This window comes from Anaeromyxobacter sp. Fw109-5, from assembly GCF_000017505.1.
Taxonomy (GTDB): Bacteria; Myxococcota; Myxococcia; order Myxococcales; family Anaeromyxobacteraceae; genus Anaeromyxobacter.
This window is the reverse complement of record NC_009675.1, coordinates 4,761,195-4,776,398: the sequence shown is the minus strand read 5'-3', so window position 1 is coordinate 4,776,398 and position 15,204 is coordinate 4,761,195. Positions and strand designations below refer to the sequence as shown.

The following is a 15,204-nucleotide window of genomic DNA, read 5'->3' as shown; positions in this document are numbered from 1 at the left end:
GGAGATCCGGGATGTCCATCGCCGAGCGGAAGGACAGTCACCTCGCCCTGTGCCTCGAGGAGCAGGTCGAGCTCCCGGGCGGCGACGCGACCGGGTTCGGCGCCCTGCGCTTCGATCACGACGCGCTGCCCGAGGTGGACCTCGCGGCGGTGCGGACCGAGACGGAGCTCCTCGGGAAGAAGCTCGCGGCGCCCATCGTGGTCGGCGCGATGACGGGAGGGACGGCGCGGGCGGGCGAGATGAACCGGCGCCTCGCGCGCGCCGCGGAGCGCTGCGGCGTCGCGTTCGCGCTCGGGTCGCAGCGGCGCATGCTCCAGGATCCGGCCAGCCGCGACAGCTACGCGGTGCGCGCCGCCGCGCCGGAGCTCCGGCTCCTCTTCGGAAACCTGGGCGCGGTGCAGCTCAACTACGGCGTGGGCGTGGCGGAGCTGCGGGCGCTGGTGCGGGACGTCGGCGCCGACGCGTTCAACTTCCACCTGAACCCGCTGCAGGAGGCGATCCAGCCCGAGGGGGACACGCGCTTCGCGGCGCTCCTGCCGAAGCTGGCCGCCGTGATCCCGGAGCTCGGCGTGCCCGTGCTGCTGAAGGAGATCGGCGCGGGGATCTCCCGCACCACCGCGCGGAAGATCGCGGCGCTGCCCGTGGCGGGGGTGGAGACCGGCGGGCTCGGCGGCACCTCCTGGGCCAAGGTCGAGAGCCTGCGCGCGGCCGATCCGGCGCGGAAGAGCCTCGGCGAGGCCTTCGCGCGCTGGGGGATCCCGACGGTGGAGAGCATCGCCGCCTGCCGGCAGGCGCTCCCGGATCGGGTGGTCGTCGCGTCCGGCGGGATCCGCAACGGGATCGAGATCGCCAAGGCGCTCGCGCTCGGGGCGGACGCGGTGGCGCTCGCGCTGCCGCTGCTGAAGGCCGCGGAGCAGTCCTGGGAGGCGGCGGCCGAGGAGCTCGATCGGCTCGTCCAGGAGCTGCGGCTCGCCATGTTCCTCACCGGCTGCGCGCGCGTCTCCGAGCTGCGCGCCCGCCCGCTCTCCCACGCTCGCGATCTCACGGCGGCGCCCCGGACATGACCGAGCCCGAGGCCAGGGCGCGCTCGCGCCGGGACGCGCGCGAGGCGGCGGAGGGCCGCTTCGACGCGATCGTGGTCGGGGCGGGGATCGCCGGGCTCGTGGCCGCGTCCGAGCTGTGCCAGCGCGGACACCGCGTCCTCGTGCTCGAGCACGATCACCAGCCCGGCGGGCTCATGGGGGGCATCCGCCGCCGCGGCTTCTACTTCGACGTGGGCTGCCAGTCGTTCGAGGACATGGGCATCGTCTTCCCGCTGCTCGCGCAGTACGGGCTCGCGGACCTGGCGCGCTTCCGCCGCGCCCGCTACCGCCTCGTCATGCCGGGGGTGGACGTGGACGTGACCTCGCTCGGCGCCGTCCGCGAGGCGCTGCAGCGGGGATTCCCGGAGAGCGCCGTCCCGCTCGGGCGGGTGTTCGACTTCCACGAGCGGACCTCCGCGCTCGTCGAGCGGCTGTTCGACCCCTCCCGCGTGCCGTACGTGCGCGACGGGAACGGGAAGAGCGTCACGCGCTGGGCGCTCGGGGCCTTCGAGCGCGAGGAGGTGCGCTCGCCCGCGGCGCTCCTCCGCCGGCTGCGCGACCTCCGCACCCTGCTCCTCGACGACGCCGCCGCGTGGTACGGGCGCGAGCTCCCGCCCTCCGGGCTGCGCGACCTGCTCTCGCGCTGCGGCTACACCCGCATGAACGTCTTCGTCGCCTCCGCCTTCTGGCACCTGTGGGCGAACGACTACTGGTACCCGGAGGGCGGGCTGCAGGCGTTCTTCGAGCGCTGGGTGGCGCGCCTGGAGGAGCGCGGCGCCCGCTTCCTGTTCCGGCGCACGGTCACCGCCCTCGACGTCTCGGGGGGCCGCGCGGTGGCGGTCCGCACCGCGAAGGGCGAGCGCTTCGCGGCGGAGGAGGTCGTCTACACGGGGGACTACCGCCACGCGGTCCACCGCCTCATCGGGAGCGAGCGCTTCCCGGCGGGCGCGGTCGCGCGGCTCGACGAGGCGCGCCACTCCGACGCGCTCGTCTCGGTCTACCTGGGCCTCGACCTCGCCCCCGAGGCGCTGCGGGAGCGGCTGCGCACCGCGCACGTCTTCTACTTCCCCTCGTTCGACTGCCGCACCGAGGTCGACCCCGCCGACCCCGCCGCTCACCAGAACGCCTTCCTCGAGGTGACCGCGCACGGCCTCGCCGACCCGTCGCTCGCGCCGGAGGGCCGCTCCGCCCTCGTCGTGCAGGCGTTCACCCGCCACGACTGGCAGGACGGCTGGCGCACCGGGCTCGGCGGCGACCCGGCCAGCGAGCCGGCGCGGCCGCCGCCCCGGCCCGCGGCGTACCGCGCCCTCAAGCGGCGGGTGGCCGGGGAGCTGCTCGAGAAGCTCGAGGGGCTCGTCCCCGGCGTCACCGCGCGCGTCGTCCACCTCGACGTGGGCGCGCCGCCCTCCACGGTGCGCTTCACGCGAAACGCGTTCGGCGGCTCGTGCGGCTTCGAGCTGAACCTCCGCAGCTTCCCTTTCACGAGCCCGCTCGCGCACGTCGAGACGCCGCTCGCGAACTTCCACGCCGCCGGCCACTTCACCGTCTGGCCCGGTGCGGTGCCCACCGCCGCGCTCTCCGGGAAGATCGCGGCGCTCCGCGCCCACGAGCGGCTCGCCCGGCGCCGCGGCCGCGCTCGCGCCGCGCCGGGCCCGGACATCCATCTCGAAGGGGGGATCACGTGCAGACCATGACCATGCCGGCGTCGGAGCAGCCCTCGGCCGCCCAGCTCGTCCACACCGGGCTCGCGGAGTGCTGGGAGATCCTGCGCGTGCACGGGAAGACGTTCCACATGATGGCGAAGCTGCTCGGCCCCGAGCGCGGGAACGACATCGCCGCGCTGTACGGGTTCGCGCGCGTCGCCGACGACGCGGTGGACGTCCCGGCGCCCGGCGACACGCCGGACGACATCCGCGCGAAGCTCGCCCGGATGCAGGCGGAGCTGCGCCGGGCGGTGCGGGGGGAGAGCGCCCAGCCGCGCTTCGTCGCGCTGGGCGAGACGGTGCGCCGTCACGCCATCCCCCTCGAGCCCTTCGACGACCTCGTCGCCGGCCTGCTCATGGACCTCGAGGGGGCGCGCTACCGCACCTTCGCCGACCTGGAGCTGTACTGCTATCGCGTGGCCGGGACCGTCGGCCTCATGATCACGCCGGTCGCCGGCTACCGGGAGGGCACCGAGGCGCTCGAGCACGCGAAGACGCTCGGCACGGCCATGCAGCTCACGAACATCCTCCGCGACGTGGGGGAGGATCTCAACCTCGGGCGCGTGTACCTGCCCGAGGAGGACCTCGCGCTGTTCGGCCTCGCCGACGGGCACCTCGCGGCGCGGCGCGTGGACGGCCGGTTCAAGGCGCTCATGGACTTCGAGATCGCGCGCGCGCGCGGCCTCTACGAGCGGGGGCTGGCCCTCATCCCGCTCCTCGCCGACGGGCGCGGGCGCCTGGCGTTCCAGTTCGCCGTCGACGCGTACTCCGCCATCCTCGAGAAGATCCGCGCCAACCGCTACGACGTCTTCCGCCGGCGGGCCAGCCTCTCCGCGAGCGAGAAGCTCGCGCTCGTCCCGGGCGCCCTGTGGCGCGCGTCGCTCGCCGCCACCAACGGTCACGCGCAATGAGCGGCGAGGTCCGCGTCGCGGGGGACGCCCTCGCCGAGGACGCGGGCCGCGCCGCCGCGGCCGCCTCGCAGTACCTGTACCGCACGCAGCAGCGCGATCACTGGCGCGCGGAGCTCGAGTCGAACGTCACCGTCACGGCGGAGTACGTGCTGCTCCGGCAGGCCCTGGGGCTGGACCTGGAGGAACGGCGCGACGCGCTCGTCCGCTACCTGTGCTCCCGCCAGAAGGCCGACGGGAGCTTCGGCATCGCCTCGACCCTGCCCGGCGACGTCTCCACCACCGCCGAGGCCTACCTCGCGCTGCGGCTCCTCGGGCTGGACCGGGAGGACGAGCGGCTGCGGGCGGCGGAGCGCTTCATCCGCGGCGCGGGGGGCCTCGCCCGCGTGCGGGTGTTCACGCGCATCAACCTCGCGCTGTTCGGCCTCTTCCCCTGGGAGGCGGTGCCCACGGTGCCGGCGGAGCTGATCTTCCTGCCGCGCTGGGCGCCCGTGAACGTGTACCGGCTGGCGAGCTGGGCGCGCTCCACGATGGTGCCGCTGTTCGTGCTGTTCCACCACCGCCCGGTGTTCGCGCTCCCCGGCGGCGCGGGGAGCGACTGGCTGGATCACCTCTGGCTCGGGCCCGGCGACAAGCGGGTCCCCTACCGCACGTCGGTGATGGAGACCGTGCGCCGGCACGGGCCGGGCTGGAAGGCCTTCTTCAACGCGGCCGACGCCTGGCTCCGCGTGCACGACCGCCTGCGCCACCTCCCGCCCCTGGGCCGGCTCCGGACCGAGGCGCTGCGCGCCTGCGAGGAGTGGATCCTCGCGCGGCAGGAGGCGAGCGGCGACTGGGCGGGGATCTTCCCGCCCATGCTGAACGGCGTGCTCGCGCTCCACGTGGCCGGCCACGGGCTCGACGCGGCCCCGGTCCGCCGCGGCCTGGAGGCCATCGAGCGCTTCGCGGTGTCGGACCGGGAGGGCTTCCGCATCGAGGCGTGCCAGTCGCCGGTCTGGGACACGATCCTCGCGCTCATCGGGCTGCTCGACTCCGGCGAGAGCCCCACCGACCCGCGGCTCGTGGCCGCGCGCCGATGGATCGAGGGCATGCAGCTCACGAACGACTGGGGCGACTGGAAGGTCTACGACCCGCGCGGCGAGCCGGGCGGGTGGGCCTTCGAGTACGCGAACAGCTGGTACCCGGACGTCGACGACACGGCCGCGGTGATCGTGGGGCTCCTGAAGCACGACCCGGCCTCGCGCGCCGGCGAGACGGTGCGGCGCGCGGCGGCCTGGGTCGCGAGCATGCAGAACCGGGACGGCGGCTGGGCCGCGTTCGACGTGAACAACGACCGCCTCTTCCTGAACGAGATCCCGTTCTCGGACATGGACTCGCTCTGCGATCCCTCGAGCCCCGACGTCACGGGACGGGTCCTCGAGGCGTTCGGGATGCTGGACGCGCCGCACCTGCGCGCCGCTTGCCGGCGCGGGGTGGCCTACCTGCGCCGCGCGCAGGAGCCGGAGGGGAGCTGGTACGGCCGCTGGGGGGTGAACTACGTCTACGGGACCTCGAACGTGCTGAACGGCCTCGCGCGCCAGCGCGTGCCGGCGTCCGACCCGATGGTCGCGCGCGCGCTCGGCTGGCTCGACTCGGTGCAGAACGCGGACGGCGGCTTCGGCGAGGGGCTCGAGTCCTACGCGGACCGCGCCGCGATGGGGCGCGGCCCCTCGACCGCGTCGCAGACCGCCTGGGGCGTGATGGGCCTGCTCGCGTACCGAGCCGCGGACGACGCGGCGGTGCGGCGAGGGATCGCGTGGCTCGTGGAGCGCCAGCTCGCCGACGGCGAGGCGCAGGGCTCGTGGGAGGAGGAGGCGTTCACCGGGACGGGCTTCCCGCGCCACTTCTACCTCCGCTACCACCTGTACCGGCACTACTTCCCCCTCATGGCGCTCGGGCGCTTCTGCGCGCAGGGCCGGGGATGAGGCGATGGGGCTCGCGGAGATCGCGGCGCTGCTCTGGGGGAGCGTGGTCCACCGTCCGTACGTCTACGCGTTCCTCGCCTGCTTCCTCGCGTTCGCCTGGTACCAGCTCGGCGGCCGCCGGACGCTGACCTTCGCGGCCGCGACGTGGCTCCTCGCCTTCGGCGCGGAGTACAGCTCGACGCGCAACGGCTTCCCGTTCGGCGCGTACCGCTACTTCGACGCGACGCGCACGCGCGAGCTCTGGATCTCGAACGTGCCGTTCTTCGACTCGCTGTCGTTCGTGTTCCTCGCCTGGTTCTCGCTCGCGCTGGCGGCGGCGCTCCTCTCGCCGGCGGAGGAGCGCGCCCGGGGGAGCTGGCCCGGGCTGCGGCGGCCGGCGGCGCCGCTCCTCGCCGGCCTCCTCATGACCCTGCTCGACGTGGTCATCGATCCCGTGGCGCTGCAGGGCGACGAGTGGTTCCTCGGGCGCATCTACGAGTACCCCACGCGCGGCTTCTACTTCGGCGTGACGGCGGCGAACTTCGCGGGCTGGTTCCTCGTCGGCGCGGCGAGCGCGTGGGTGTTCCAGCGCTGCCTCGCGCACGTGCCGTGGTGCCGCGGCCCGCTCCGCAGGGTGCACCCGCGCCTGGCCTGGGGCGTCCTCGGCGTGTACGCCGGCATCTTCGGCTTCAACCTCGCCGTCACGATCTGGATCCGCGACCTGCCCCTCGCCGCCGCGAGCGCGGCCGTCATCGCCGTCACGCTGGGCGCGAGCGCGCTCCGGCTGCGCGCGCCAGGCTCGGCAGGGCGCGTGGTGGTCTGCGCCGCCACGCGAGCGGAGGCCCTGGCCTGCCGCCGCGGCATCGCCGACTCGGGGGCCCTCGGGGTCGAGGTGCTGCGCACCGGGGTCGGGCCGGCGCGCGCCGGCTCCGCGCTCCGGGTCCGCCTCGCGCGGGCGCCGAGGCCCCGCCTCGTCATCTCGTCGGGGTTCGCGGGGGCGCTCTCGCCCGACCTCGCGATCGGCGCCCTCGTCACGGCGCGGGCGCTGCACACCCTCGAGGGCGGGCGGATGGCGGCGCTCGAGCTTCCGCCGGGGCTGCTCCGGCTCGCGCCCGCCGCCCGGCCGGTCGAGGTGGTGTCGGCGCAGGGTGTGCTCCCGGCCCTCGAGCTCTCGTCGGGCGCCGCCGACATGGAGTCGGCGGCCCTCGCGCGCGCCGCCGTGGAGGCGGGCGTGCCGTTCACGGTGCTGCGCCTCGTCACCGACACGCCGGCCGCGCCGCTCCCGCCGCTGGCGCGGAGCCTCGCGGCGGCGTTCGCCGCGCGCGGCCTCTCGCGGGCCCGTCACGGCCTGCGGGCGATGGCGGAGGCGGCGCGCCGCCCCGTCCACACGGCGCGCTTCGTGCGGGCGTCCGTCGGGTGGTGTCGCGCGCTGCGCGTCGCCTGGCGCGCGGAGGGGCTGCTCGCCGCGTCGAGCGCGGCGGCGCGCGAGGAGGGGCCGCGTCGCGCCGCGCGCCCGTCGTGAGCCTGCGGTCAGCGGCCCGCTCCGTGCCCGTCGGCGTCCGGCACGCCGCCGTGGAGGACGACGTCCATCTTCTCGAGCACGCTGGCCGCGAGGCCGTACTCCTCGCGGCGCTCGGCCTCGAGGAACTCGGGGGCGAGGATCCGGCACGCGTGGGCGATGGGGACGCCGTCGCGGCGGCGGTGCCTGTTTCCACAGTAGATCGTGTGCTGGGCGTTCATTCCGGTGAGCTTGCACGGCGGCCGACTCGGCCGCGCGACGGCACGGCAATGGCTGTGTGAACTCCGCGCGACTCCGCCCTCGGACGGTGCGCGGGCGCTCGCCCGGCCGGGTGCTCGGAGCAGCGCGGGAGTCCGTCGCCAACTCGTCGCGCCGTCGTCACGCGCGCGCGCCCCGGGCGCGATACGAGACGATCGTATGGAAACGAGCCCCGAGATCAGGGTGCTGTTCTGGCTGGTCCTCGCGTCGCTCGTCGCGATCGTCGCCGTGCTCGTCGCGCTCTTCCGGAGCGGGCGCACCGTGCCGCCCTTCGCCGCGAGCGCCGATCGCAGGCGCGAGAAGCGCCGCGAGAAGCCCGGGCGCGCCTTCCTGCCGGCGCGGACCGGACGTCCCTGAGCGCGCCGCCCCGCCGCGGGAGGCCCCGGCCTATCGCAGCTTCACCACGAGCGCCCGCGGGTAGACCCGTCCCTTCGCCAGCAGCTCCAGCCGATCGCGGGTCGTGGTCCTGCCGTGGAGGGCGTCGTCGGCCATCGCGCAGACCGCCACGAACGCCGCGCGGTTGGGGCGCGCCTTGCCCGTCTCCCAGTGCGAGATGGTCTCCGGCGTCACGTCCAGCAGGCGCGCGAGCTCCGCGGCCCGCAGGCCGAGCACCTTGCGCATGTGGCGCAGCGCCTCGCCGGTGTCGACCCCGGCGTCGGCGAGCTCGCTGCAGGCGGCGAGCTGGAAGCGCTGCGCGAGCGTGCCGTCCAGGTGCACCTCGCCGCAGGCCGGGCAGCGGCGGGCGGGCACCGCGACCGAGGCGGTGACGTCGGAGCGGGGGAGCTTCACCGAGAGCGTCTCCGTCTCGTCGCGGAGCGTGGTGTCCCCGCAGCGGGAGCATCTTGGCGCGTCTTCGCCCATGGGCACCTCGTGCCGCGCGGCGCGCGGCGCTCGGGATCGTCGCTACGCCGCCTCGCGCTCCAGCTCCGCCTCCAGCTCCGGGCCGAGGTAGCCGAGCAGGAAGCGCTTCGTCTGCAGCTCCACCTGGCGGACCCGCTCTCGCGACACGCCCCACCGCTGGCCGATCTGCTCGAGGGTGTCGGGCGGATCCTGCTGGAGCCGCGTGTGGACGATGTCCCAGCCGAGGTCCCCGATCCGCTTGCGCACCTTCTCGAGCGAGGCCCTCAGCCGCTCGCCGCTCTCGACGCGCTCGTAGCGCTCCAGCGGGCTCGCGCCCTCGTCCTCGAGCCGATCGAGGAAGGAGACGTCGCCCTCCTCGTCCACCGCGGTGTCGAGCGAGAGGTCGGCCGCCGCGACGGCGCCGCTGCGCGGACGGACGGACGAGCGCGCCTGCTTGAGGTACTTCCACACGTAGGCGCGGATCCACCACACCGCGTACGTGGAGAACCGCGTCCCGGCGTTCGGGTCGAACTTCTCGATCGCGCGCAGGAGGCCGAGCATCCCCTCCTGCACGAGCTCCTCCAGCCGGAGCGCGCCCCGCGACTGCTTGCGCGCCACCATCACGACGAGCGCCAGGTTGTGGCGCACGAGCTCGTCCTTCGCCCGCGCGTCGCCCCGCCGGGCGCGGAGGGCGAGCGCCCGCTCTGCCTCGCGGGTGAGGGGCTTCCGGCCGCGCGCCGCCTCCAGGTAAGGCGCGAGCGACTCCATCTCCTGGTTCATGCTCTTGAGGGTCTTCATCTTCATCGCTCACTGGAACACATGTGGTTTGAAGAAATTTCAAGTGGGGCCGAAAATCCCCATGTGAGCGCGCCGACCGCATGTTCGCTCGCTCGGCGCACCGGCGAGCGGGCGGCCGTCGGACGCGGTACGGTTCGCGGCGCCCTGCGCCACCCGTCCCGCCACTGCCCGCCCTCGCTGCGCCTCACGCTCGCCGTGGCGGCCGCGCTCCTCGCCTCGCGGGCCGTGGCCGCGACCACGCGCGAGATCTCGTGCGCCCCGGCCGCGCGGGGCGAGCTGGCCGCCGGCGCTCCGGCGGCGCGCGAGCGCGCCCTCGAGCTGCTCCGCGCCATGACGCTGCCGGAGAAGGTGGCGCAGATGGTGATGACCTCCGCGCCCGCCCCGGGCAGGCGGGTCGAGCTCGGGGGCGTCATCCTCCACGGCAAGGCGCTCGGCTCCGCGGAACGGACGCGCCGGCTCGTGGCGGAGCTGCAGCGGCGCGCGCGCGTGCCGCTCCTCGTGGCGGTGGACGTGGAGGGGGGTGGGGTGAACCGGCTCCGCTTCGTTCGCACGCTCGCGGCGCTCCCCCCGCCGCGGCGGCTCGGCGGCGAGGGCGAGTGGGCGGCGGAGGCGTGGGGGACGCGCGCGGGGCTCGACATGCTCGCGCTCGGGATCAACTGCAGCCTGGGGCCGGTGCTGGACGTCTCGCCCGACGGGCTCATGTCGAGGACGGGCCGCTCTCTCGGCGGCGAGCCGGACCACGTCGCGCGCCTGGGGCGGGCGTACGCCCGCGGGCTGCGCAGCGCGGGGGTGCTGCCCATCGGCAAGCACTTCCCCGGCTACGGCACGGCGCGCCGGAACTCGGACCTCGCGCTCGTCATCGCGCGGCGGACGCGCCAGGACATCGCGCGCGAGGCGGCGGCGTTCGTCGCGGCGGGCGACGCGCTCGAGGGCGTCATGCTCGCGAACGTGGGCTACACCTCGTACGGCTCGGTCCCCGCCATCTTCTCGCCGCAGCTCGTCGCCTCGGCGCACCTGAGCGGCTGGCTGGCCGTCACCGACGACCTGGCGGTGCCGGCGCTGAGGGAGGCGGTCGGCGGCGACGCGGCCGAGGTCGTCCGGCGCGCGTTCCTCGCCGGAAACGACCTCCTCCTCACGACCGCGCCGCCCGGCTGGCGGGGGATGCCCGACGTGCGGAAGGTCGTCGTCGAGCTGGTGCGGCGGCGGCCCGCGCTGGAGCAGCGCGTCGACGAGAGCGTGCTCCGTATCCTGCGCGCCAAGGAGCGGGCGGGGCTGCTCGAGGACGCGGCCGCTCCGGGCGTGGCGCGGACCGAAGGCGAAGGCAAGGCGCCGCCAACTGCGCGTCGCTCCACCGCGCGCGACCACGCGCCGCTCGGCGAGTCGTCGTAGCGAGCGGCGCCTCGGCCGAGGACTCACGGCGGCGTCCGGCGCGACGTCGCCAGCGGCTCCTTGGGTCAGCCCTGTCCCTTGAGCTGCTCGGACAGGTAGTTCTGGACCCCGATCTGCTCGATGGCGGTGAGCTGCTTCTCGAGCCAGTGGTGGTGCCCCTCGGTCTCCTCCAGGAGGTGCTCGAGCAGCTCGGCGGAGCCGTTGTCTCCGGCCTTCCGGCACAGCTCGATGCCGCGGTTCAGGGCGTCGCGGACGCCCTTCTCGAGCGCGTGATCCAGCTTCAGCTGCTCGTGCACGCTCGCGCCCGCCGCCACCTTCGCGAGCTTCTGAACGTCGGGGGTGCCGTCGAGGTAGAGGATCCGCTCGATCAGCTCGTCCGCGTGGTTCAGCTCGTCGCGCGACTCCTCGTGGATCTTCTGGAACAGCCGCTCGTAGCCCCAGTTCTGGCACATGCGCGCGTGCAGCAGGTACTGGTGCACCGCGGTGAGCTCGCTGGAGAGGAGCTCGTTGAGGAGCCCGAGGACCTTCGGATCGCCGTGCATGCTTCCTCCGAGCGCGGACCGAGGCGCGCGTTCGGAACTCCTAGATCGTGCGCCGGATCGGTCCGGTGCCGAAAGCAGGCTGGCACCCATCTGGTCTCGCCGTGAAGCCCCGGGGGCCGGGCCGGCGGGGCTCCACGCTGAGAGGGGCGGTCGAGCGCTCCGTCAGCGCGCGAGCGCGGGCGCAGGCCCGGCGCGAGCAGGCTCGCCGCGGCCCTTCGCGCGCGCGCGTAGCCCGAGGAGCGACACGACGTGGAGGAGCACGAAGATCGGCACCCCGAAGGTGGGGATGAGCGACAGCGGGAGCTCCGCCATGGCGTTCGTGGTCGGCCCGCCGGAGAAGAGGCGGAGGGGGCCGTCCGCCGACAGCGCGCCGAGCGCGATCGCCGCCGCCAGATCCACGAGCCCGAGGACGTTCCACGCCAGCGCGGCGCCCGGCGCCCAGCGCTTGCGGGCGGCGAGCGCCAGGGCGACCACCGGGGCCGCCGACCCGACCGCGACGTCTCCCCAGCCCGCGGAGAGCGCGAACGCGCTCGGGAGCACGCCGCGCGCGAGCAGCACGAGGAACACGACGCCGACGAGGCGGAGCGACTGGACGCCGACGAGCCAGGCCTGGGGGACGGCGAGCGCCCGGGCGCGCAGCGAAGGCGAGAGGGCGAGCGCGAGCGCTCCGGCGAGCAGCGGAGGGAAGACGCCGAGGCCGATCCCCGGCAGCCGGTCCGGCGCGCCCGCGAACAGCCCCGCCGCGGAGAGCCCCACGGCGAGGGCGAACCAGGCGGCGAGCAGGGAGGCCGTGACCGTGGCGCCCCTCCCTGCGCCGTGACGGCGGAGCGCCACGAACGAGGAGGCGACGAGCGCCAGGTTCACTGCGAGGACGATCGGCCACACGAACCACGGAACGGGCGAAGCCATGCGGACCTCCTCCGGTTGTACCTACAACCATGCGCGCGACGGCGGACGCCGGCCCGGGGCGCGCGCCTCCCCCGGGGCGTTAGACCTCCTCAGCCCGCGAAGCGGGGGTGAATGCGGGTGGCCACCGCGGCGAGCGCCTCCGCGCCCCGATCTCCCAGCAGCGCGCGCGCCTCCCGCTGCGCCTTGCGCCAGCGCGGCAGCGCCTCCTCCAGGATCCGCTCGCCGGGCGCAGTGAGCGACAGGCGCTGCGAGCGTCCGTCGGGGGAGGGCGCGACGCGCACCCAGCCCAGCGCCTCGAGCCGGCCCAGCTCCCGGCTGACCGAGGACTTCTCGAGCAGGAGCGCCTGGCCGACGACGGTCGGCGAGGCCCGCTCACCGGCGCGCGCGATCGCCACGAGCAGCGTGAGCTGGGTGCGCCGGAGCCCGAGCGGGCGCAGGGCGCGCTCGTAGATCGCGGCGAGGCGGCGGTCGAGCAGCCGGGCGCGGCTCGCCAGGCACTCGGACGCGATCTCCTCGCAGGCGCGCGGGCGCGGTGGGGTCATGTCGGTTGTATAGGCAACCATCGTCGGCGCCGCAACCGCTCGCGCTCGGTCTCGCGCCGCGGGACGACCGCGCGCCCCGCCGTCCGCTTGCGGCGGCCGGGCCGCGGCCCTATGGCCAGGCGCGACGCCCAGGGCGGCTCCGCCCGGAGGAGGCCCCATGACCACCCGATTCCTCTCCCTGGCCCTGCTGCTCGCCGCGCCGCTCCTCGCCCTCGGCGGCGGCGCGTCGGGACGGGCGATCCTGAAGGACGCCGGCGGCAAGGAGGTCGGCACCGCCACGTTCACGAGCGGCGAAGGCGGGGTGAAGGTCGACGTCGTGGTGGCGGGGCTCACGCCTGGCAAGCACGGGATCCACGTCCACGCGGTGGGGAAGTGCGAGCCGCCGGACTTCAAGTCCGCCGGCGGTCACTTCAACCCGTTCGGCAAGAAGCACGGACTCCGCAACCCGGAGGGTCTCCACGCCGGCGACCTGCCCAACCTCGAGGTCGGGAAGGGCGGCGAGGCCAGGGCGACCTTCATCGCGAAGGGCGCCACCCTGGGCGAGGGCGAGGGATCGCTGTTCGGCGCGGAGGGTACCGCCCTCGTCGTCCACGCCGACCCGGACGACGAGAGGACGGATCCCGCCGGCGCCTCCGGCGCACGGATCGCCTGCGGCGTCATCGAGCGGAAGTAGCGCCGGCCTGGGCCTGCGGAGCGGGGCGCCTGACGAGCGGGTGGGGTGCCGCGTCCGCGCGGCGACGGGCGCGAGACCCTCCCGAGGGTACGGCCATTCGGAGCGCCCCGCGTTCCTCCGCGAACACCCGCAGCGACGCATACGATCTCCGTGAGAGGAGGCGCGCATGAGCGCGTGGAAGAGGATCTGCTGCGCGATCGACTTCGCGGAGCCGTCCCGCGCGGCGATGGAGGAAGGCGCCGACCTGGCGAAGCGGTTCGAGGCGGATCTGGCGCTCGTGCACGTCCGCGTGCCGCCTCCTCCGGCGGCCAGCGACGTGCTCGTCTCGTCGAGAGGCGCGACCGAGGTGGAAGCGGAGGAGCAGGTGAAGGCGCTCGAGGAGTGGCGCGCCGACGCCGGAAGACGCGCCGGCCGGCCCGCGCAGGCGCGGGTGCTCTCGGGCGATCCCGCCGCCGAGGTCCTGCGGCACGCGCGCGAGGAGCGCTGCGACTTGCTGGTCGTGGGGACGCACGGCCGGACGGGCCTCTCGCGCATGGTCCTGGGCTCGGTGGCGGAGCGGATCGTGCGGCAGGCGGAGTGCCCGGTGCTCGTGGTCCACGACCGGCGCTCGCTCGAGAAGGACCGGGAGCGGGAGGAGGTGGAGCAGTACCGCTGACGACCGGGTCCCGCGCGCGCAGCGCTGGTGCGGGCCGTGGGATCGCCTCGCTCCTTCGCGCGAGGTGCGTGCGCGCCCCGGGAGCGCGCCGGAGGAGGGGGCCGGCGGGCCGCCCGCGAACTCCGCGGCGCGGTCCAGCGACCGCGCGGCCCGCTCGCGGGTCCTGCGCTACCTTGCGGTGGGCGCCTCGCGACGACGGCGGCGCCCGCCGGAGCGCACGGGAGGACGGTCATGACCGGGAACTGCGAAGTGTGCGGGAACCAGTACGACAAGGCGTTCGAGGTGGTGGCCGCCGGGGCGCACCACGTCTTCGACAGCTTCGAGTGCGCCATCCAGAAGCTCGCGCCCCACTGCGAGCACTGCGGCTGTCACGTGATCGGGCACGGCGTCGAGGCCGGCGGGAGGTTCTTCTGCTGCGCGCATTGCGCGCACACCGCCGGCGCGAAGGAGATCCGGGACCGCGCCTGAGCGTCCGCGCGGCGCGAGCCGCTCCACCTCGGCCAGCCGAGCGGATCATCGACGGCGCGCGGCGAGCGGTCGACCGTTCGACGGGCGGCGCCGCTCCCTGGCGGTGACGAACGCCGACGTCCGTCGGCCCGTGCGAGGAAGCCCGCGCACTGCACGAGGCCGGCGACCCGGACGGCCATGATGCCGGGCCGCGCGCTTCCTTACGCTAGGGGAGGCGAACCGCGGAGGCGTTCATGGCTGCGATGGAGTGGAGGAGGATCTGCTGTCCGGTGGACTTCTCGGAGCCCGCGGAGGCCGGCCTGCGCGTCGCCGCCGATCTGTGCCGCAGGCTCGGCTCCGAGCTCGTGCTCCTCTACGCGGACGGCGCCACGAAGGTCGCCGAGGAGCTCCACTCGGGCGGAGGGCTCGACTCGTGGAAGGAGAGCGCCGAGCGGCTCGGTGCCCCGAGCGTCACCGTCGCTCGCGCGACCGGGACCCCGGAGGTCGCCATCGTGGAGTTCGCGGCCGCGAGCGCGATCGACCTCATCGTGATGGGGACGCACGGCCGCGTCGATCGCCAGCACATGCTGACCGGCTCCGTCGCGGAGGGGGTCGTCCGCAACGCGGCGTGCCCCGTCCTCACCGTGCGGCCGGGCTGGACCGCCTGACGAGGCGGAGCGCTCCGCCCCGCCTGGACGGCCGACACGCCAGGTCAGTCCAGGCGTGGCGCCACCGGCGCTCGCCGTCCGACGCGCTCAGCTGCGCGGCCGTCAGTGGATCGTCGGTTCACCCACCTCCTGGTTCAGCTCCTTCCAGGCGGCGTCGAACTCCTTCTTCGCCGCCGCGGCCCGGTCCGCGCGGGAGCCGGTGATGTCGTCGATACAGCTGTCGAGCTTGCGTCGCAGCTCCTCGAGACGCTCGCGGTTCGGCTGGGACGTGGCTTCCTGCGGCTGCCCGGGGTTCGTCATGGGATCTCTCCTCGTCCGCTGATCGCTG

Annotated in this window: 18 protein-coding genes; 11 read left to right on the top strand and 7 right to left on the bottom strand. The window is 75.1% G+C overall.

The window, feature by feature from the left end; all coding sequences use genetic code 11:
- Positions 1-11 precede the first annotated feature (11 nt).
- Genes fni through ANAE109_RS23785 form a run of 5 tightly spaced genes read left to right on the top strand, consistent with a single transcriptional unit; the run spans position 12 to position 7,158 of the window.
- Positions 12-1,064, top strand: a complete 1,053-nt coding sequence (fni, locus tag ANAE109_RS20945; RefSeq protein WP_012098899.1) for a type 2 isopentenyl-diphosphate Delta-isomerase — start codon at positions 12-14, stop codon at positions 1,062-1,064.
- Positions 1,061-2,776, top strand: coding sequence for an NAD(P)/FAD-dependent oxidoreductase (locus ANAE109_RS20940; protein WP_012098898.1), 1,716 nt, complete (start codon positions 1,061-1,063; stop codon positions 2,774-2,776). The genes fni and ANAE109_RS20940 overlap by 4 nt, the downstream gene beginning before the upstream one ends.
- Positions 2,773-3,696, top strand: coding sequence for a phytoene/squalene synthase family protein (locus ANAE109_RS20935; protein ID WP_041448585.1), 924 nt, complete (start codon positions 2,773-2,775; stop codon positions 3,694-3,696). Before ANAE109_RS20940 ends, ANAE109_RS20935 begins: the two co-directional genes overlap by 4 nt.
- Positions 3,693-5,657, top strand: a complete 1,965-nt coding sequence (shc, locus tag ANAE109_RS20930; RefSeq protein WP_012098896.1) for a squalene--hopene cyclase — start codon at positions 3,693-3,695, stop codon at positions 5,655-5,657. Before ANAE109_RS20935 ends, shc begins: the two co-directional genes overlap by 4 nt.
- A 4-nt stretch (positions 5,658-5,661) precedes the next feature.
- Positions 5,662-7,158: a carotenoid biosynthesis protein gene (locus tag ANAE109_RS23785; protein ID WP_012098895.1), complete on the top strand. Its 1,497-nt coding sequence runs from the start codon at positions 5,662-5,664 to the stop codon at positions 7,156-7,158.
- Between the two features lie 8 nt (positions 7,159-7,166).
- On the opposite strand, the gene ANAE109_RS20920 is transcribed toward ANAE109_RS23785, so the two are convergent.
- The gene (locus tag ANAE109_RS20920) at positions 7,167-7,376 is read right to left on the bottom strand and encodes a hypothetical protein (protein WP_041448584.1); all 210 of its coding nucleotides are present in this window, start codon (positions 7,374-7,376) and stop codon (positions 7,167-7,169) included.
- Between the two features lie 196 nt (positions 7,377-7,572).
- On the opposite strand from ANAE109_RS20920, the gene ANAE109_RS20915 reads away from it, so the two are divergent.
- Entirely contained in the window at positions 7,573-7,770 is a 198-nt protein-coding gene (locus ANAE109_RS20915; RefSeq protein WP_041448583.1) for a hypothetical protein, read from the top strand.
- Between the two features lie 30 nt (positions 7,771-7,800).
- On the opposite strand, the gene ANAE109_RS20910 is transcribed toward ANAE109_RS20915, so the two are convergent.
- A complete protein-coding gene (locus ANAE109_RS20910; protein ID WP_012098893.1) occupies positions 7,801-8,274 on the bottom strand; it encodes a type II TA system antitoxin MqsA family protein in 474 nt (157 codons plus the stop codon).
- A 42-nt stretch (positions 8,275-8,316) separates the two neighbouring features.
- Positions 8,317-9,057 (bottom strand): sigma-70 family RNA polymerase sigma factor, encoded by a 741-nt coding sequence (locus ANAE109_RS20905; protein ID WP_041448582.1) that lies wholly within the window; start codon positions 9,055-9,057, stop codon positions 8,317-8,319.
- A 57-nt stretch (positions 9,058-9,114) separates the two neighbouring features.
- On the opposite strand from ANAE109_RS20905, the gene ANAE109_RS20900 reads away from it, so the two are divergent.
- The gene (locus tag ANAE109_RS20900; RefSeq protein ID WP_049768659.1) at positions 9,115-10,440 is read left to right on the top strand and encodes a glycoside hydrolase family 3 N-terminal domain-containing protein; all 1,326 of its coding nucleotides are present in this window, start codon (positions 9,115-9,117) and stop codon (positions 10,438-10,440) included.
- A gap of 65 nt (positions 10,441-10,505) precedes the next feature.
- On the opposite strand, the gene bfr is transcribed toward ANAE109_RS20900, so the two are convergent.
- From bfr to ANAE109_RS20885, 3 genes are all read right to left on the bottom strand, one after another.
- The gene (bfr, locus tag ANAE109_RS20895; protein WP_012098889.1) at positions 10,506-10,982 is read right to left on the bottom strand and encodes a bacterioferritin; all 477 of its coding nucleotides are present in this window, start codon (positions 10,980-10,982) and stop codon (positions 10,506-10,508) included.
- A 162-nt stretch (positions 10,983-11,144) separates the two neighbouring features.
- The gene (locus ANAE109_RS20890) at positions 11,145-11,891 is read right to left on the bottom strand and encodes a hypothetical protein (protein ID WP_012098888.1); all 747 of its coding nucleotides are present in this window, start codon (positions 11,889-11,891) and stop codon (positions 11,145-11,147) included.
- A gap of 89 nt (positions 11,892-11,980) precedes the next feature.
- On the bottom strand, positions 11,981-12,433 hold the full coding sequence (locus tag ANAE109_RS20885) for a MarR family winged helix-turn-helix transcriptional regulator (RefSeq protein WP_041448581.1): 453 nt from the start codon (positions 12,431-12,433) through the stop codon (positions 11,981-11,983).
- A gap of 157 nt (positions 12,434-12,590) precedes the next feature.
- Between ANAE109_RS20885 and ANAE109_RS20880 the strand changes: the two genes are divergently transcribed.
- From ANAE109_RS20880 to ANAE109_RS20865, 4 genes are all read left to right on the top strand, one after another.
- The gene (locus ANAE109_RS20880) at positions 12,591-13,106 is read left to right on the top strand and encodes a superoxide dismutase family protein (protein WP_012098886.1); all 516 of its coding nucleotides are present in this window, start codon (positions 12,591-12,593) and stop codon (positions 13,104-13,106) included.
- A gap of 166 nt (positions 13,107-13,272) precedes the next feature.
- Positions 13,273-13,761, top strand: coding sequence for a universal stress protein (locus ANAE109_RS20875; RefSeq protein ID WP_012098885.1), 489 nt, complete (start codon positions 13,273-13,275; stop codon positions 13,759-13,761).
- Positions 13,762-13,992: 231 nt separating this feature from the next.
- Complete coding sequence (locus ANAE109_RS20870; RefSeq protein ID WP_012098884.1) at positions 13,993-14,229, top strand: hypothetical protein; 237 nt, start codon at positions 13,993-13,995, stop codon at positions 14,227-14,229.
- Positions 14,230-14,462: 233 nt separating this feature from the next.
- Entirely contained in the window at positions 14,463-14,876 is a 414-nt protein-coding gene (locus ANAE109_RS20865) for a universal stress protein (protein WP_012098883.1), read from the top strand.
- 102 nt (positions 14,877-14,978) lie between these two features.
- Here ANAE109_RS20865 and ANAE109_RS20860 read toward each other — a convergent pair whose 3' ends face one another.
- Entirely contained in the window at positions 14,979-15,176 is a 198-nt protein-coding gene (locus tag ANAE109_RS20860; RefSeq protein WP_012098882.1) for a hypothetical protein, read from the bottom strand.
- Positions 15,177-15,204: the final 28 nt, after the last annotated feature.

What these genes read in the sequence shown, in the direction of transcription:
- fni (WP_012098899.1), top strand. Translation starts at nt 12, where the DNA reads ATGTCCATCGCCGAGCGGAAGGACAGTCACCTCGCCCTGTGCCTCGAG.
- ANAE109_RS20940 (WP_012098898.1), top strand. Translation starts at nt 1,061, where the DNA reads ATGACCGAGCCCGAGGCCAGGGCGCGCTCGCGCCGGGACGCGCGCGAG.
- ANAE109_RS20935 (WP_041448585.1), top strand. Translation starts at nt 2,773, where the DNA reads ATGACCATGCCGGCGTCGGAGCAGCCCTCGGCCGCCCAGCTCGTCCAC.
- shc (WP_012098896.1), top strand. Translation starts at nt 3,693, where the DNA reads ATGAGCGGCGAGGTCCGCGTCGCGGGGGACGCCCTCGCCGAGGACGCG.
- ANAE109_RS23785 (WP_012098895.1), top strand. Translation starts at nt 5,662, where the DNA reads ATGGGGCTCGCGGAGATCGCGGCGCTGCTCTGGGGGAGCGTGGTCCAC.
- ANAE109_RS20920 (WP_041448584.1), bottom strand. Translation starts at nt 7,376, where the DNA reads ATGAACGCCCAGCACACGATCTACTGTGGAAACAGGCACCGCCGCCGC.
- ANAE109_RS20915 (WP_041448583.1), top strand. Translation starts at nt 7,573, where the DNA reads ATGGAAACGAGCCCCGAGATCAGGGTGCTGTTCTGGCTGGTCCTCGCG.
- ANAE109_RS20910 (WP_012098893.1), bottom strand. Translation starts at nt 8,274, where the DNA reads ATGGGCGAAGACGCGCCAAGATGCTCCCGCTGCGGGGACACCACGCTC.
- ANAE109_RS20905 (WP_041448582.1), bottom strand. Translation starts at nt 9,057, where the DNA reads ATGAAGATGAAGACCCTCAAGAGCATGAACCAGGAGATGGAGTCGCTC.
- bfr (WP_012098889.1), bottom strand. Translation starts at nt 10,982, where the DNA reads ATGCACGGCGATCCGAAGGTCCTCGGGCTCCTCAACGAGCTCCTCTCC.
- ANAE109_RS20890 (WP_012098888.1), bottom strand. Translation starts at nt 11,891, where the DNA reads ATGGCTTCGCCCGTTCCGTGGTTCGTGTGGCCGATCGTCCTCGCAGTG.
- ANAE109_RS20885 (WP_041448581.1), bottom strand. Translation starts at nt 12,433, where the DNA reads ATGACCCCACCGCGCCCGCGCGCCTGCGAGGAGATCGCGTCCGAGTGC.
- ANAE109_RS20880 (WP_012098886.1), top strand. Translation starts at nt 12,591, where the DNA reads ATGACCACCCGATTCCTCTCCCTGGCCCTGCTGCTCGCCGCGCCGCTC.
- ANAE109_RS20875 (WP_012098885.1), top strand. Translation starts at nt 13,273, where the DNA reads ATGAGCGCGTGGAAGAGGATCTGCTGCGCGATCGACTTCGCGGAGCCG.
- ANAE109_RS20870 (WP_012098884.1), top strand. Translation starts at nt 13,993, where the DNA reads ATGACCGGGAACTGCGAAGTGTGCGGGAACCAGTACGACAAGGCGTTC.
- ANAE109_RS20865 (WP_012098883.1), top strand. Translation starts at nt 14,463, where the DNA reads ATGGCTGCGATGGAGTGGAGGAGGATCTGCTGTCCGGTGGACTTCTCG.
- ANAE109_RS20860 (WP_012098882.1), bottom strand. Translation starts at nt 15,176, where the DNA reads ATGACGAACCCCGGGCAGCCGCAGGAAGCCACGTCCCAGCCGAACCGC.